Genomic DNA, 16,152 nt, shown 5'->3' with positions numbered 1-16,152 from the left:
TAGCAGGATTGGCAGCTGCGCTGCCAATTGGAACCGCTCGCTGGCAAGCCAGCGTGAGTGGTGCGCTGAGCTTTCCTTGTGGTGCCTGGTGGGCTTTTCTGGTGGCCGGTCGAATCGCTGCGCGATTCGGGCTTTGATGCGCGACTGCTCTTGGTTTTGGAGGATTTTCGGGGTTCCGGGAGTGGGTTCTGGGATGGGTGTTTTGGTTGGGTTCGAGAGCGCTATTGCTTGTGTCCCTTTTATTTTTTTCCTGATATGGCCTTACGTGGCTTCCACTTGGTGCTTGGATTCCTAATGCGTCTCCGTTGTTGTTTTGTTATGTGCTGGAGTCAAGGTTTCAAAGTTTATCTATCTGATCTATATTGGATTGATCGGGAACACCCGGTTTTTTGTTGTACGTGGAAGTGAGAGGAGGGTGCTGTGGCGCCCAAGGAGCTAGGCCGCGATTGGCTGACTACTGACGAGGTGGCCTCTTTGATGGGCATAAAGCCGGCCAGTGTTTCCCAGCAGGCCTCCAATGCCAGGAAGAAGCTGCCGAAATGGGATCACGAGTTCCCTCAGCCTGTAGTTCAGAAAGTGACGATCTACAGTCGCCAGGAGGTTGAGGAGTACATCAAGCTCAGGGAGCAGCGAAACCCCAACAGGGTGGGGCGCCCCGCCAAGGTGTCCGAGGTGCCTGTTTCGGAAGATCCCACGGACTGATAAGTGATGGTCCGCGTTCCCGAACTGCTAGGTCTCCCCGAGGAGAAGTTGGCCGGCCCCGAGTATGCTGCTGAGGGCATGTCTTGGTGGGACGCGCCCTATTCACGGACTGTAATTTCTTTGGCCCTGGACGCATACGGACCTGCCGGTACGCTTGATGCCCGGAGGGCTGCTGCAGTTGCCGGCGTTACTCCTGGGAGTGTTCGGCGCTGGGCTCGTAAGGGCCTCCCCATTGCCCGCAGGAAGCCGCTTTGGGATGTGCTGGCTGTCAGCGACTTGGTTCATGATCAGGAGCGAACTCAGCACGCCTTGGCCGTTGAGGGCAACGCAACTTTGCATTTGAAGGGTGTTAAGGCAACAGAGTGGCGCTCCCGCGGCTGGGATCAGCCTCATGTCCTCTATGTGGTGTGGTTCCCCAAGCTGGGCGTGTGGATCCCCCGCACCGGCGCCCTCAGCGAGAAGACACTTTCAAGGATCACAGCTGGTGCCGGTGGCGGCAGAATTCTGGCCCGGCACATTTTCCCGAACTACTTTGCTGCGCAGTCCGCTCGTTTTCAGCTGCTTGAGGATTCGGCTCCTTGGCGGGTAAGTATCCCGGCTTTGGAATCGGTGGAAGGTACCGGGCGGCTTCAAGGGAAGAGCGCTGCCGTCCTACGTGGGGCTGGCGTTCCCGCCCTCTCGGCTTACGAGAAGATAAAGGCCTCCTAAGGAAGAAGCCCCCGTCTCAGAAGACGGGGGCTTTCGCGTTCTCGGTGGGCTTCCGAAGTTAGAGGTCGTGTAGCTCCAGCTCGCTGATGAAGTTCACGTTCCAGGTGCCGGCTCCGTATTTGTTGGTGTATTCGTCCTGAAGGTACTGCTGAAGGCCGGTGTCTCCGTGTTCGGCATAGGCGTCAAGCAAGTCCTGGAACTCGACCGGGGTCAGTTGCAGGCTGGCACTTCGGAAGCGAGTGTAGGAGTCTCCGTGGCGGTTGGATCCGGGTACGCCTTGATTGCCGCGGATGGTCAGTCTTGCACCTCTTTGGGCCAGGCGGCTGTGCTTTTGTGACTGCACGGCCTTCCTGCGGCCTGCTTTCGTTGTGGCGGCCCTTCTGGCGGCCGTGTTGAGCTTGCCCAGGTTGCCGGCCTTTGGTGCTTGTTCGCCTTTGACCCAGCGTTGAATGGTCCGCTGGCTGACGCCCAGGTCTTTGGCCGCGTTTTTGCTGCTGATCTTGCCGTCAGGGCGCGAATACAGGGTGCGCAGCATTCCTGCTACGTTGCCGGATTTTCCTGTTACTTCGGCATCGGTGCGCCCTGTCAGCGCGCCGAAGAACAAGCTCCGGCGTTCCGCAGGTTTGGGGGCGGTGGGTTCTTCAAACACAGGTGATCTCCCTTCCGAAGCGGGTTAGACGAAGAGTTCAGGAACGGTGGGCATCTCCAGCCCTCGGCCTGTCAGGTGCTTGGTGACCTTGGACAGTTCCGCGGTGCCGTAGACCTTGTACATGCCTGCGCCACGGCCGAAGTGTTTTGCCTCCCCCGGCCAGGCTTTGATGGGGTCCGGTTCGTTGGAGGTGTAGGCAATGACGTCGGTCCAGAGGGCTACCGGCCAGCGGCCGGTGTCGTTGCCGATGTTCACAACCCGGCGGAGGATGTTGGCGTTGGCGCGGCTTTTGATCGCGTCGTACCGTTCCGGGGCGTAGCCGGCACGGCCGGCCTGCAGGCGGTGGGAGCCGACCATGCCCAGGGTGCGGACGTAGAGGGCCTTGACGATGTCGCGGGCTGCTTGGTCATCAGGATCCGGCGTATCGAGGGCTGTCCTGGCGTCGATGATGCGCTTCGCCCATCCGCTGAGGAGCCGACTGGATTTTTGCCAGATCCAGGCTTCCTTGGGGCGGATCTCGTAGCCGAGCTCCTGGGCATAGGCCAGGGTTTCAGTGGTGTACCAGAACTCTTCGGGCAACCCGCGGGTGGCGGGGTTGAACACCGAAGGGTAAAGCCACTCTGCGGCCTCGGGTACGTCGACCAGCCAGTAGCCGAAGGTCTTCTTATCGAAGGCCGGCGCGTCGACGTGGACAGGTGCTCCTACGCCGAAGTTGGTGTCCGTTGCAGCCAGGTAGCTGGCGCCGCGGTCATAGCCGTGGATGTATTTGTGGCCCTGTTCTTCGGCGGTGGGTTTGCGGGACCAGTTGTGGTCAAGCACCAGGCTGGGAACCAGTGCCGGCGGGGCAGGTTCGTAGGCCTTCAGCGTGTCCTCACGGTCTTTACGAAGCTCGACCATGAGGTTCAGGCCGGTGCTGGCTGCCGAGACCGTGTAAGGGTATTCCAGGGCTTCAGCGAATCGCTGGAACCGTGTGGCGATCGAGGCTGCGCTTGCTACCTTGGGCTTGCCCTTCTTCGGGTAGTCGGCAATTGCGGGGTAGGCGTCATCGTCCAGCATGGGAACGAACGTGATCATGGCCCGTCGGGAGTCGTCCTTGCGCCACATGCGGGTGGTTCCTTCGAGGTGCTTGCCCTCTTTGCTCATGGACCAGCCATCTTCCAACGCTGTGGTGACGAAGGGATGGCCAGTGGTGTGCTCACGGATCAGGGCTGAGCGTTTCCGCTGGTCGCTGGGAAGCTCGTCAAGCCCCAGCAGCTGCTGCGTGGCGGCCGCCGTGACATACAACTGTCCTTGCTCGGCTTTGTAATTCCATTTGCCGGCCCGGTTCTTACTGCGCCGCACAATGGTGCCCAGATTCAGGCCCGCTACGAGCTCGGCAATCTCTCCCATGTGGGCAGGGAAAGCATCGAGGGAACGCACGGGCAGGCCAGGAAGGTGGATCCCGTCCGTGTCCAGGACCGCACACGCTGCAGCGAAGGTGGGCAGCTGGGAGGATTCACTCTCCGGTTCCTCCACTGCGGGGGGAAGATCTTCGTCAGAGATCTGTTGAACATCGGTCGTCTCTTCAGGGACAGGCTGAGCCACGGGGACCGAAGGTTGCGGTGCCGCGGGAGTTTCAGGGATCGCGGGTGCTGAGGCGGCAGGTTCCTGCTGCTGCCCGGCCTGGGTCCGCATGAGGTGTTCCATCGCGGCATTCCAGCAGCGCATGTGCATGGGGGCCCCGTCGATACTGCCGGCGGCCGTTTCTTCGCACATGACACAGGGCTCGTAGGGATCCAGGACTTCCATGATCACTTTTTCGCCGGTGGCATCGATGAATTCGCGTTGCGCCATGGGCTCCTCATTCAGGTCGAACCAGGACTCCGAGGTGGACGTCCCAGGGGAAGGTGATGTCGATGAACCGCCGGGAAACAGCGGCGGGGATGGTGGCAGGTCATGTCCAGGGGTATTTGGATCTGCGGGGTGTTCGTCGTCATCGCTGCCGAACAAGACTTCGGCAGGAATGTCCCAGACGCGCATTTTCTTACCTGCAATACGGCGCTGCACGGAGTGTTTTCCGTCGCTGTCCGGAGTGATCCAGCCGTGGGAGAGCATGGCTGAACTGATCGAGACCGGCGACTCACCGAATGTCGCGTCAGCGCGGGAAGCCATCTGGTTGGCCGCGCCCATTACAACTGAAGGGATCAGGAAGATCCTGCCGTTTTTGATGGCACCGATCCTGGTTCCAGTGGGAACCCACAAAGGGGTCATGGCGCTGTCGTAGCCTTTACGGGTCCAACCGCAGGCAACGGGATCTTCGGGGGTGTCCCCGTCAGGACCGCTGATATGAGCTTCACCTGAGGCCATGGCATCGCGCAGGTAGCTGACCAGGCGGTGGGCGGAGTCGCCGGCGACGTCGTTCTGCAAGGACAGGGCCTCGAAGATGCCACGATCAGCGGCCTGCTGTGCCTGTTCAGCTTCCTCAATGGTGAGGGCGTCGCGGTTGACGAGCATGCGCAGCAACAGCCGGATTCCGTGAGAGCACCACTGAGCGGCATCGGAGTACCGGCCATGAAGGCGTGCATCGTGAGGCAGGGACTGGACGGCCTGGAGCCAGTAGCTGTAGGGGTTGCCCGGGGCATCCATGTTGTCCTGCCAGTACCGGCGTTCTTCGATCTCCTTATCCATGGCCGTGGCCAGGTATTGGATGAGAGATGAGCCCAAAAGGGCCCGGGACCGGCGTGCTACGACCTTCTCAAGGCGAGGAAGTACTTCCTGGGCATTCGGAATATCACCGGGCGCCAGCGGGACGGTCAGCAAACGTGTCTCGGCCGAGTCTTCAGCTCCTAGTTCACCGCTGGTGATGATTCCGGCATGCAGCGGACGATCGTTACGGACACCGCCGTTGACCGTGCCTACGGCCCTGATGGTGCCGTTGTAGTTGAGCCTGGCTACTTCGCCCAGCTTTTTCTGGGCTTTTTTGGGGTCCCCGTCAGGAGCGAAGTCGTCAACGAGCACGGGCAGGTTGGTCGCCACGGATGCTGATCTGATGACACCCAGCGGCGAGCCACCACCGTTGGATCCGGAGATGACTTCGCGTTGTCCGCGGTAGAAGATACCCGGTGCGAACAGCTGCATGGCCAAAGCGATCGTGGCCGTCTTGTAGGAACCCGAACCGCCCTGAAGGTGCAAAGTCGTCTTGATCCGGTCAGCGAAGACGGATTCGCAGGCGAATCCAAGAAGAGGGTAAATAACCCGGGCCGGGAGGCTCTCCAGAACCGGCTCAATCCCCTGCTTCCAGGCATCGCGGAGCCGTCCGGCGTCCGTCGTCGGGTCCGGCATGCCGTAAACACCGAAGGCATCGGGAAGGACAACATCGGCGGGGATGGAACCAGCGGCGCTGATAGCACCTTTGGCGTGGACAAAAATCCGGCCCTCAGGAGTCTCCCGCCATCCAGTGGACGTGAACTTCGGGGTGGTCGTGGAAGGCCCCTGGACCGCCTTGAGGATCCCGTCAAAGGCATTGTCCTTACCCCGGCGGCTGGAGGAAGCCAGGGCGTTGGCACCGTACCAGGGAATCTGGTCAGCCCAGCGGCCCTTTTGGATGGTCTCAGCATCCCAAGTGACGATCTGCTCATCGATCTCGATGGTGCCATCTGGCTGACGGATTGGCTTTCCCGCCTGGTCACGACGCCACCGGCAGAATTTCAAACGCATGCCCAAAGACGGGCGGGAAAACTCGCTCTCCACGCCGTTGTCCTCAACAAACTGGTCAAGCACCTCTGCCCAGCAGTTCATGACGGTGTCGTATCGATACTTGACCTCATCGTCCTTGAAGGACTCTGTGATCTTCACGGTTTCACCGCGACGTACCGCATAGCGCACCACGTTGTTGGGCGTGCTGGGCGAGGGGTCATCGGCCATTGTTCCCGGAACATGACGGCTGGCCGCAGCAGCTGCAAGGGAGACCACAGTGCCGCCCTTGAGATCCAGGACGCTGGGAGGAACCGGAAGATCAAGGGAGGTGTGAAGGTCATTTACCCGGGCGAACGCCTGGTCACGGACATCAGTGATGGCAGTGGCCAGATGCGCGTCTGAGGTCCGCATCTCCATGGGCAGATCCGCGAGCTCACGGATCCTGCTGAGTCGACGGGTGGCTTCCTTAGCCCACACCTTGGCGGACTCGGCGTTCTCAGCCGCTTCTTCCTCTGCGCCGCCCTTCAAGGCCAGTGCCTGACGCGCTTCAGCTTGCTCGCAGGCTTGGTCTACGGTCTTTCGAGCGAGCCTGATCTCTTCCACTTGAGCCATCAGCTGGACCGTTTGCAAGGGAACGGTAATGAGGTCGCCAGCGCTGTAGCCCGCTGCGAAGTGGTCCGTCAGGTCGGACTTGTCTTCCGTCGTGGCCGGCAGCACGATGCTGGCTTTCGCCCCGGTCTCGGTCAGCAGACGGTACAGCGAAGCAGCTCGCCGGTAGCCAGCCAGGTCACGGTCAGCGACGACCCGGACTCTGGACTGCAGAGACTCACCTTGGGCTTCGTGACCGACGAACCAGGACGCCAGCTCGGCGGGAAATGCTCCGGACCCTTGTGCGTTGGTCGTGGCCACAAGTTTGTTCGCGGCGGCCGTATCGGCGTCCTTCTCACCTTCAACCAGGTAGACGTTTCGGCCGGCCTTGATGGCTTCCACGACCTCTGCGAGACGGTAGAGCGTGGGAATGAAGCCCTCGGGCTTCTTATTGACCATTTCGCCGGTGGATTTGTCCAGGAACGCTTGGGTAAAGCGTTTTGCCGGGTGGGCCTTGATGGTGCATTCCTCGCGGAATACTTGCTGAACGATGGTGCCTTCAAGATCGACGTAGTCGTACGTGACCGTGCGCTGGAAGCGGTGCCGCGGTTCCTTGGGCTTCTCCTGTACAGCCTCGACGGGGGCCGGGAGCTGTACCCGCCGCTCAACGGGTTTCCTAGTTACGGAAGCGCGCGGTCGGTCGTCTTTGGGTGGCAGGGGGGCATCGAAGAGGTCTGAGGGCTCCAGGCCGATGCCGCGGGCGAGGTCTTCGAAGGTGGCTGCACCTGATTGGGAGCAGGCGAAGCAGTAGAGCATGACCTTTCCGTCAGTCCAGGTCACGTGCATGGAGGGTGACCTGTCTGCGTGCACTGGGCAAAGGGTCATGAACCGGTCCGACCGCTTTGTCGGGTAGTTCATGCGTTCCAACGCAGTAATGACCCGGTCGAGTGACGAACGGGATGCAGGCTCAGAGAATGGGGACGTCATACCCGCCCCTCACGAAAGTAGGCAGACACGCGTCGATCAAAATCTGGCCCAACTTGCGGCAAGTTGGTTAGACTCAATACAACAGAACCTTTCTTGGTCGTAGCTGATCCCCTCGGGGATGCAGAACCTTCCGAGTAAATAACTGAAGAATCCGGTTCAGCGAGTTTGGCGACTAGCTCTGAACCACTAACTTTTGGAACCAGCTGCCTTACCAGGGCGGCTGGTTCTTTTTTATGCGGCGGGGTTGCCCTCCCGATCATTCTGGTCGTGACTTGCCATGGCGTCGCGCTTGCTGCGCTTGCGGCGCTTGATCCGTCCGACGAAGTCCGGGATAGGTTCACCCTCGTGTAAGGCGAGTTTCTTGGCGATCCAAGGGCCGAGGTCCAGGCCTTCCTGGGCAGCTCTGGCGTCGTAAAGCTCGTATTGATCTTCAGGAAGGCGCACGTATGCGCCCTTTCGTTCCCCGAAGCTGCGACTCGTTTCCGACATGCGCCCAACGTAGCGTTAAGTTGCGACAAGATGACTGAACTATTCCGTGGCGGCGTGTCGTATTGGAGCATGTCACCGGTCTTTCTCTTTGGGTCTCTATAGGGGAAAGGTGCAGAGGTTTCCCGAAACCGGACAGACCAACTTAGAGATTTTCGGATCTTCTTTCTTGACAGATGGGGCCTCGCGCGCGCACGCGCGCGCATACGCGCGTGCGCAGGAGTAGGGGGATATGTTGCTGAGAAGGTGGGACAGGTGGGACAAAGCCCGCAAATGCCCTGTTTTTCCCCGTAATCACTCGGTTTTTGCCTGTCCCACCTTTGAAAACGACCGGATTTCAAAGGTGGGACAGCGAGCATTTCCGCAGGTCAGGAGGGGGTCGTGGGTGTCCCACCTTCCCACCCCATCCAGTTTTTCGACCGAAAATCAGCAGGATATGGATGAAAAGTGGCCAAAAAGGGGTTCTTTGGCCAGGTTCGTCCACTTCTCATCCATGCCGGGTTGGATGACCAAATTCGGCTCCAGCGTTGGGAACCGGGCCTGTTGTGGCGGTTTAGGCTTAAGGCGGGTTTTGCCGGACTGGACGGCGAAACGTGCCGATGTGGACGAAACGTCCCGCTCATCCAGGAGGAAACGGGCCCGGATCAGGCGGCGATTTTGGACTGTAGGGAGTTCCAGATCCGCCTGGTGCATTCGGCATCAAACCCAGAGCGGTGGGCCACGCCATCTGGCCGAGGAATCCGAAGTTCGTCCATCGCGTCCGAGAGGCTTATGCGTCGCCCAGGCCGGAGCAGCTGCGCGGCTTCCTCCATCGTGCACATGGTGCCGGCAGTAGCCGGGGCCGGGATCCCGTGCGCGGTATAGGAGGCGCTGAGCATGCCTCCGTCGAACTCGACGTTATGGCAAACCAGAATTGCCCCCTCCAAGGTGCTCCGGAGTTGGTCAGCGATCTCCGCGAACGACGGCGCGGCCGCCAGCTGGGATGCACTGATGCCGTGGATCTCTTCGGCAATGTAGCCATATGGATCGGCAGGACGTATGAGGCTGTCGAAGAGCGGCCTACCCCTTACGTCGAGCACTGTAGCTTCGATGATCTCCGCAGTGGGCCCCAGGCCGGTGGTTTCAACGTCGCAGAAGACGGCGGGCGTTGAACGTAGTGGCGGCCGAATCATGCAGGCAGCCTAACCGCGGGCACTGACAATCAAAGGAAGCTTGACAGGTGACCCTCACGCACCTGGGCTGAGCAACAAGATGATACAGATCGGGCACGCGCTCAGGTTCCAGGCGAAAAAGGCTCCGATCAAGACAAGGTCCCGAGCTCATCCCGAACTAAAGTGCAGTCGGCGGTGCCGAGCATTCGGTGGTCTTGTTGGTTCAAGTTCGGAAGGCGCTGATCGGCGGAGTAATGCCCGTCAGACTACTAGTCCAGTAGCTCCTGGCGGGCGATGAAGCCCGCCATCCCAGGAACGGTAAATGCAACTTGGCCGTACTCCGGAGAGTAGATCAGGCCTTTGTCCATGAGGGATGATCGGGCAGGACCCAATGCTGTGGGCTTCTTGCGCATTTTGGCTGCGATTTCTCCGGTGCTGGAGGGCCCCTCACCGTCCTGTGCCATTGCGTGGAGGAGGCGGCGCTCGGCCGCCGTTGCCCGCTGCCATCTGGCAACAAAGAAGCCGGCGTCCAGCTTTTCGCGACCTAGCGTGATCGCTGCTTCCGCGTCCTCGCGGGTGAAGGGGCTTTTGAGGGCGGATTCCCACATGGCGCTGCCGAATTCCTGTACGAAATATGGGTAAAGTCCCGAGGCTTCGAGCATCAGTTCCAGTGCTTCATGGGAGTAGTGCTGGCCGACAGACTGCGCTGGCTGGGTGAATGCGTCCCGGGCCGCGTCTGGGGTGAGCTTTCCTATGATGCGGTAGTCGAAGGCTCTTTCGGCGTAGCTGCGGATCTCTGCCAGGCGGCCGGGAAGGTTCGGAAGGCCTGCTCCGATGACGAAGAATGGCAGCTGTTCCTGGTTGGCGTGGTGTTGAGCGGCAATGAGTGCACCCAGCAGTTCGTCGTCCAGGTCCTGCATTTCATCGATGAAGATCGCGAATCCGCTGCGCTGCTTCTTCAAGGCAGTTGAGAGGTCCTCAACGAGGTCCCTAAGGTCGATCTCCAGATGGCCGGTGGATGCCCGTGTCGGATCCAGACCGACGCCTAATGAAATCCCTTTCACGCCAGCTGTCGCCGTAAATGAGGTAACCGTCGACAGTGCCTTGCGGACATAGTCTCCAGCGTTGAGAAAAGGTACAAGCCGGCGGGCAGCGCTTTGCAGCTCGGCGGCAATGACCTTCCGGGCTTCTTGTTGGGCGCTCTCACCTCTGCGCGCTTCGAGCTTGATGGTGATCCACGCATGGTGGTCGGCCAGTCCCTTCAGGCGCCTCAACAGGACCGTTTTTCCTACCCCTCGCAGACCGGAAAGGACCATGGGCCGTGATTGCAGGTGTCGCTTTGTCCTGACGATCAGAAGATCGAATGCGGCAATCTCGGCATCACGGCCAGCCAGGTGCATGGGCTGCGCCCCGGAGCCGGGGTTGTACGGGTTCAGTTCAAGCTGCATGCCTCAAACCTAGCAAGTTCTACTGACATATTGGGATTTCCTTAGAACTCTGTAGAACTCTCTATAAGTGCATTGCTCAGTTGGGTAGCGAGTAACGCCCGGCACCAGCGAACGGTCGGGCCAAACGACGTGGTGGACATGGGTGGCGTCAGAAGCTCAGTTCCTTGTGAGTGAAGAGCTGTGAGGCTTCCTTGATGTTCAGCAGAGGTGCGTCAAGGCCGGTGAGGCGGCCGTCATGAATGGAGAGTACGGTGACAGCGGCGCCGGACCTTAGCTTTTGGATTTCCTTGCCCGCAGGGCTGTCGATTGGTGCGAAGACCCGCACGGTGCTTTCGCCATCCGTGCCGGAACCGTTGTGGGCTTCCTCCGATTGGAGGACGAAGAAGGGGTTGCCGTTTTTCGCGATCCTGGTGGCCTTCACATAGCCACGGACCAGGAATGGCCGGTATTTCATGGTGATGCGTTGCGTACCGCGGGCTTCATTGACGGTGTTGAACATGATCAGGCTGTTTGTGTCGGGTCCGAAGCAGAATTGGAGCCAATCGAATGTCCGGCCGTCAAAGCGGATCTGGTGCTCAGTGAGGGCTTCGGGGTCGTCACCGTAGCTTGCGATGAGCTTTTCCATGCTGCGGGCGGCGCGGAGGACCTTCTTGTAGCGGTCGGCATCGACGGATGGTTCTTTGATCATCGGTGTTTGTGGGTGGTGAGGGTCTTTGCGGTTGGGGTGTCCTTTGGTTCGAGTCACGGCTCGTTGTTGGGTCGGTGTTGGAGTGGAGATGTCCAAGAAGAGCATGGTCCTGCTGACCTTGACTACTTCGGGGTGCTTGGCCGCGATGCGTTTCTTTGCCTCAGGACGGTTGTGAACACAATCAGGGCTGTGGAGCGCTTCTCCGCGGACAACGAACGTGGCGCTGCGAACTATTCGTTTCTCTGCGTTTGCTTCCTTGGCGTAGGAGGCGGCCCGGTGGTTGGTGTAAGTGACGGGGCAGGTCTCAGTTGCGCACACCCAAGGCCCGGGCTTCAGTGGGCTGTCTTTGGTGATGTCGTTGGCGTTATGGGTGACCCCGGTGGGGACATGCCTGGCCTTAGGAATGTGCCTGGCGGGCTTCGCTGTTACGGTCATTGCGCTTCTCCCCCATGAAGGTCGCGGACGTGTGATTACGCTATCCTGCTTTCCTCTTATCGAAGCGCTCTTTCAAGGCGTCGATGAGCTGGGCTGTTTCCGGTTCAGGCCCTTCTTCTTCCAAGGCCTCGCACTGGCTGTAGAGCGCGGCCACGGTGGACTCAAATGCGTCCTGGTCGCCCAGGTGCGCGTAGGCGGCGAGTTTGTGGCGTATGTGAGCTTCAGATGCCGGAGAGGCCATTGCCCCGCGCGTGGCAGCTTTGAGCATCAGTTCGGCGTCAGCGGTCTCTGCTGCGCGTTCTGCGAGTTCGTAGGCGACGTCGCTGATGGCCGCGATCATGTTTTGCTGATCCGGTTCGGACCATGCCCAGCTGCTGCGGCCCGCTCCTGCAGAGGTTCGCACCCCTTGGAAGGGTTGGCCCGTGACCAGCTCCAATGCTGCTTCCAGGCGTGCTGTGGAAGCGTCGATGGGATCCGTACCCACGAGTTCCTGGAAGACGGACCAGTCCGTCCGCACGTCCTCAGCCAAGGTGTAGGAGTTGGAGGCGCTGAATTTGGCGAAGTACTCCATGCCTTCGGCGTTCGCACCGAGCCAACGCCTTGCCCGGGAAGCCAGTGGATTCCGCATGTTGGCCGTCGTGACCGTGTTCGGGTGAATTGCCTGGTCGTACTCTTCGGTGGATTGGTGGCGGTGGAGAGCCAGGAAGGTGATGACTTCCTTGCACCTGGCTGCGCTGGCTCCCTTGGTTGTCGAAGGGTCGATGCCTTTGGCGTTTTCGACCCTGACAGGACCCAGCACTCGAATGAAGGGTGCGTCCGGCAGTTCAACGGTGATTTCCTCGGCCGGCACTGCCCTACGTCGTGTGCGGTGACCGATCTCCAGGACCTTGCCCGATTCAGGTGTGGCTTCAACATCACCGGGTTCCGATGAATCAACAGGTACGTCAGCTGTGGCTGGCTGCTCTGCGCCCTGCTCAGGGGCAGCTGCAGGCGTTGCCTGGACGGCGGGGACGGTAACCGGCTCTGGTTTATTTACGGTGTCAACAGGTGCGGCCAGGGTCGTGCGGAGGGCTTCGAGGATCTTGGTGTAGCTGGTTTCATCGACAGTTTGAGCGGTGAGCGTCAGGCCTGCAGGAGCCAGGCTTGCTGAGCGGTTTTCGTCTATGTCCAGGGCCCAATCGCCGCTGAGCCGGCCTTTGGAGACAGCGGCCAGGCCGATGCGTGGAAGCTTCTCCACCAGGTTCTTAAGCCGTTCGGCTTCTTTCCCTGCAGGCAGTTCGGAAAGCAGGACAATTTCGGGCGGCCATGGGTCTTCGTTGCGGGCTGATATGCGGGCATCGTGGCTGCTGGCGTAGCCCATGCTGTCCAGGAGAGGGCCGTCTGCTGAGGTTCGGGCTTCGAGCTCGCTGATTAGCTGCTCAAGGTCGCTGATGTGGCGGACGCGGCCGGTGTCGAAGGCTGCCGGCAATTCCGGGGCGAAGCCTACAAGGCTGATCCGAAGATCCTCGGACCACTTGGAGCAGGCGAGTTCGATGGCCAGAGCCACCAAGGCGCCGTGGGTGGTTTCCGGGCTGCCGGTCAGAGCGAGGGAACCGATTTGTTCGAGGTCGACCAGGATGTGTCCGTCTGCGGCATCTTGGCCCAGGGTAACCAGGGCCGGGTAAGGGGCGGCCGTTTTCGGGTCGAAGGCTGGGATTAGCCGGGGGTTGACGGCCCAGGCGCAGTTGTCATCCGAGACGGCTTCGAAGGGCGCTGGAAGGTCGGCGGCCTCGTCAAGGTAGATCTCGACACTGCGGGGCGAGAGGCGTACAGCGAAAAGCTTCGGCAGAGACAGGTCGTGATCGTGGGCCCAAGTGGCGATGTAGTGGAGGGCGCGGTCGATGTCTTCCACGCCAGCGGGATCCTCCACTGCGCGCAATTCAAGCTCCGCGGCCGCGATGTCCGCGTTCGGCATCGCGATTCGTTCGCCGGCGCGGCGACGGCGTTGTTGCTGAAGTCGCCGCAATCCCAGGACGGACAGAACGCCGGCGGCAAGGACCCCGCCAGCACCCCACAGGGTTGAAACCGGGAATTCTTCTTCGGAGGCGGAAGCAATGTTCTCTGCTTCGGTGAGTGGAGTGGTTTCGGCTTCAGCGGGAGCCTGTTCGGCCGCTGCCGGAGACGCCGCGACCTCGCTCTGGGTGGGTTGGCTGATGCTCTGGTCAGCAGCTCCGAGATCGGGCTCCGGTGTAGGTGTCACCGCTTCGGCCGCGGGAGCGGGGGCTTCTGCGGCAGGGGCCGGTTGGATAGGGGTCGAAGAGGCAGGAGTGATGACCGGCGCGGGAGTTCCGGTTGCCGGGGCGACCAGGCGATACCCAGGGGCCACTATCCCGGTAACCCCTATTTGGCTTCCGTCAGCCTGCACGATCGAACGTGATGCATTGAAGATCTCGTCGGCTTTATCCGGAGTTCCGTACACAGTCTGGGAGATGCCGGGCAGATCTTGGCCAGGCTGGACGATGATGTCCTTATCCTGCGCAACAGGAGTGTTAGCAGGGAGCTTCAATACCCATCCCGAGTTGATGAAGTGATCTTTGCCCAGGGTGTGGCCATCGGCTTGGGCTCCGCCGTAGTTCAGTTCAGCGATCTCCCCGAACCTGTTTCCATCTCCTAGGTGGGCCTCAGCCAGAGACCACAGGGAGTCGCCGTCTTTGACGGTCACCGTTGGGTTGGTGGGCGTAGTCACGTGCGCCACCGGAGCTGGTGTTTCCTTCACGGTGGCAGGAGCTGCAGCTTCCTGGGTGACGGAGATGCTGTTGTGGGGGCTCGTCGTGAGGGGTTCGGCTGCGTTCGCACCGGCGATTCCGGTGAAGCCTGTAACCATGACAAGGACGGTGCCAAAGAGTGCCCTACCAGCCTGCTGGCCAACAGCAAGACCGTTGATGCGTGGGGGTTCGATGCCGCGGATCATCGAAGGGATCACTGAAAGGATGCCTAGGGCGAGCCAAGCCCATGCAATCCACCCAACGATGGGCAGGATGTGGGCTGCCAGGAATGACCCAGTCCAGTCGTTAGTGACCCCCTGCACCAAGGCGTCCCACGACTCGGGTATTGGGTTCCCTGCCAGGAAGATCAATGCGGCGGGGATGCCTATCAGTAGTACCGCAAGGAGGAGCAGCGCTCCGATTCCTGCAATGGCCTTCTTCATGACAACCTCTTTACTCGATATGACTTATATAAAAGTAAGAGGGTGGGTCGCTAACTGTCAATGCGACCCACCCCTTTCGCTATTTGCCGACGATGACGGTTTGCATCTCACCGATCTCCAGCTGGGTATTGCTTTGGACCGTGGTGGTTTCGGATCCGGTTTGACCGTCGGCCTGCCAATCGAAGGCCCAGTTACTGGTGGCCGTCACCGTGTACTTGCCGCCGGGCTGGTCTTTCGACATCCGCGAGTAGATGTGGCCACACGTAGGCGACGCCGCCAGCCCGTAGCCGTCCTGGTACGGGGTTCCAGGGTTGGCACAGGAAACTACGGTGCCATCCCCCATGTCCCACTGAATGCTCGTCACGCGGGCTGTCCCGGTGATGGCGACACCTCCGATGGTTGCACTCTGCGTCCATGGTCCGTAGTTGGTCTGGTTCGCACCGTTGACCCACATCCAGACGGGTAGTCCAACTGATCCCTTAGAGCCGGCCGCTGCCTCGGGGACAATGCCGATCGGGACACCCTGGAAGGTGAACTGACGGAGCAACTGAGCCGCTGCCTGGGAAGGGGTAATGCGAGTGACGCCGGCAGGAGGCTGGTCCAGCCACCGGGTGGACACCGTGCTGACTCCAGGGCTGTTGCTACCTGCGTTGGCGGGAACAGTGGTGCAGTCATACCAGGCACCATCGCCGGCGGATTTGCCTGCGGGAGGAGCTTTCTGGGGCGTGGCCAGCTGCCAGTAGCACTGATCGGAGTTTGACCAGGATCCCTTATCCCCGGAGCACTCAATTTCCTTGTCGCCGTGCTTGCATGTCGTGGGACCGGGCTGGATGACAACGTCCGTGCCGCCGGGAGTGGTGGTGCCGGTTCCCCCTCCGCCTCCCCCGGAGCTTCCGCCGGGTTCGCCAGGAACGGGCGTATCAACGGTGCACTGACCCTTTATGCAAGTACCTTTCGTTGGGAGTGCGGCACCTGCAGGTGAAATGCCAAACATCACCAGCATCAAGATCACTACGGCAAGGAAAGGGCCTCTCTTCAGCATGGGACCACCGCTCCTTGGCTAATAGACGCAACAACCCAAGCTTTGGCAGCCGGATCGTATTCAACGGTGTACTGCATCACGACCTTGGGATGATCAGCCTTGGGCGCTGGGGATCCGTCCGCGAGCACACCCTTCACTTGGGATGAATCCTCACAGACGGACATGTCCGCGAAGCCGAACTCAAACTTCTGTTCCCCGACGGTCAAGTTACTGGCATATCCATCCTGAAAGGCGACTTTGGTGGTGCCGGTGTATTTGGTGGGGTCCTTCGCAGCGGCTGCAACAAAGTCCTCCGCAAATTTCAGTGCGGCCCCCTTAGATACCGGACGGAGTTTGCTAGTGTCGACGCTCTTGGCTTGAGAGGCCTCTTCAAGGGCCCTTCCATATGCCGTTACTGCGATCATTG

The 16,152-nt window shown here is 60.5% G+C and carries 11 protein-coding genes; 2 read left to right on the top strand and 9 right to left on the bottom strand.

Going from position 1 to position 16,152, the window contains the following annotated elements; translation table 11 throughout:
- Positions 1-420 precede the first annotated feature (420 nt).
- On the top strand, positions 421-702 hold the full coding sequence (locus AC1RJY_RS21700) for a hypothetical protein (protein WP_498603482.1): 282 nt from the start codon (positions 421-423) through the stop codon (positions 700-702).
- Between the two features lie 3 nt (positions 703-705).
- Complete coding sequence (locus AC1RJY_RS21695; protein WP_498603480.1) at positions 706-1,410, top strand: hypothetical protein; 705 nt, start codon at positions 706-708, stop codon at positions 1,408-1,410.
- A 58-nt stretch (positions 1,411-1,468) separates the two neighbouring features.
- Here AC1RJY_RS21695 and AC1RJY_RS21690 read toward each other — a convergent pair whose 3' ends face one another.
- The 9 genes from AC1RJY_RS21690 to AC1RJY_RS21650 all read right to left on the bottom strand — a co-directional run bounded on the left by AC1RJY_RS21690 (position 1,469) and on the right by AC1RJY_RS21650 (position 16,150).
- Complete coding sequence (locus tag AC1RJY_RS21690; RefSeq protein ID WP_498603478.1) at positions 1,469-2,059, bottom strand: helix-turn-helix domain-containing protein; 591 nt, start codon at positions 2,057-2,059, stop codon at positions 1,469-1,471.
- A gap of 24 nt (positions 2,060-2,083) precedes the next feature.
- On the bottom strand, positions 2,084-7,309 hold the full coding sequence (locus tag AC1RJY_RS21685) for a CHC2 zinc finger domain-containing protein (RefSeq protein ID WP_498603476.1): 5,226 nt from the start codon (positions 7,307-7,309) through the stop codon (positions 2,084-2,086).
- A gap of 231 nt (positions 7,310-7,540) precedes the next feature.
- Positions 7,541-7,798, bottom strand: coding sequence for a hypothetical protein (locus AC1RJY_RS21680; RefSeq protein ID WP_498603475.1), 258 nt, complete (start codon positions 7,796-7,798; stop codon positions 7,541-7,543).
- A 641-nt stretch (positions 7,799-8,439) separates the two neighbouring features.
- Positions 8,440-8,967 carry a 3'-5' exonuclease gene (locus tag AC1RJY_RS21675; protein ID WP_498603474.1) on the bottom strand — a complete coding sequence of 176 codons (528 nt, stop codon included), beginning with the start codon at positions 8,965-8,967 and terminating at the stop codon, positions 8,440-8,442.
- 248 nt (positions 8,968-9,215) lie between these two features.
- Positions 9,216-10,394, bottom strand: a complete 1,179-nt coding sequence (locus tag AC1RJY_RS21670; protein ID WP_498603472.1) for an ATP-binding protein — start codon at positions 10,392-10,394, stop codon at positions 9,216-9,218.
- A gap of 148 nt (positions 10,395-10,542) precedes the next feature.
- Complete coding sequence (locus AC1RJY_RS21665; protein WP_498603471.1) at positions 10,543-11,517, bottom strand: hypothetical protein; 975 nt, start codon at positions 11,515-11,517, stop codon at positions 10,543-10,545.
- A 40-nt stretch (positions 11,518-11,557) separates the two neighbouring features.
- Entirely contained in the window at positions 11,558-14,704 is a 3,147-nt protein-coding gene (locus AC1RJY_RS21660) for an AfsR/SARP family transcriptional regulator (protein ID WP_498603470.1), read from the bottom strand.
- 79 nt (positions 14,705-14,783) lie between these two features.
- The gene (locus tag AC1RJY_RS21655) at positions 14,784-15,746 is read right to left on the bottom strand and encodes a hypothetical protein (protein WP_498603468.1); all 963 of its coding nucleotides are present in this window, start codon (positions 15,744-15,746) and stop codon (positions 14,784-14,786) included.
- A complete protein-coding gene (locus AC1RJY_RS21650; protein ID WP_498603466.1) occupies positions 15,740-16,150 on the bottom strand; it encodes a hypothetical protein in 411 nt (136 codons plus the stop codon). The genes AC1RJY_RS21655 and AC1RJY_RS21650 overlap by 7 nt, the downstream gene beginning before the upstream one ends.
- Positions 16,151-16,152: the final 2 nt, after the last annotated feature.

It is taken from the genome of Arthrobacter sp. GW822-FHT05G07, assembly GCF_058799755.1.
This window is presented reverse-complemented; position numbering and strand designations above follow the sequence as displayed.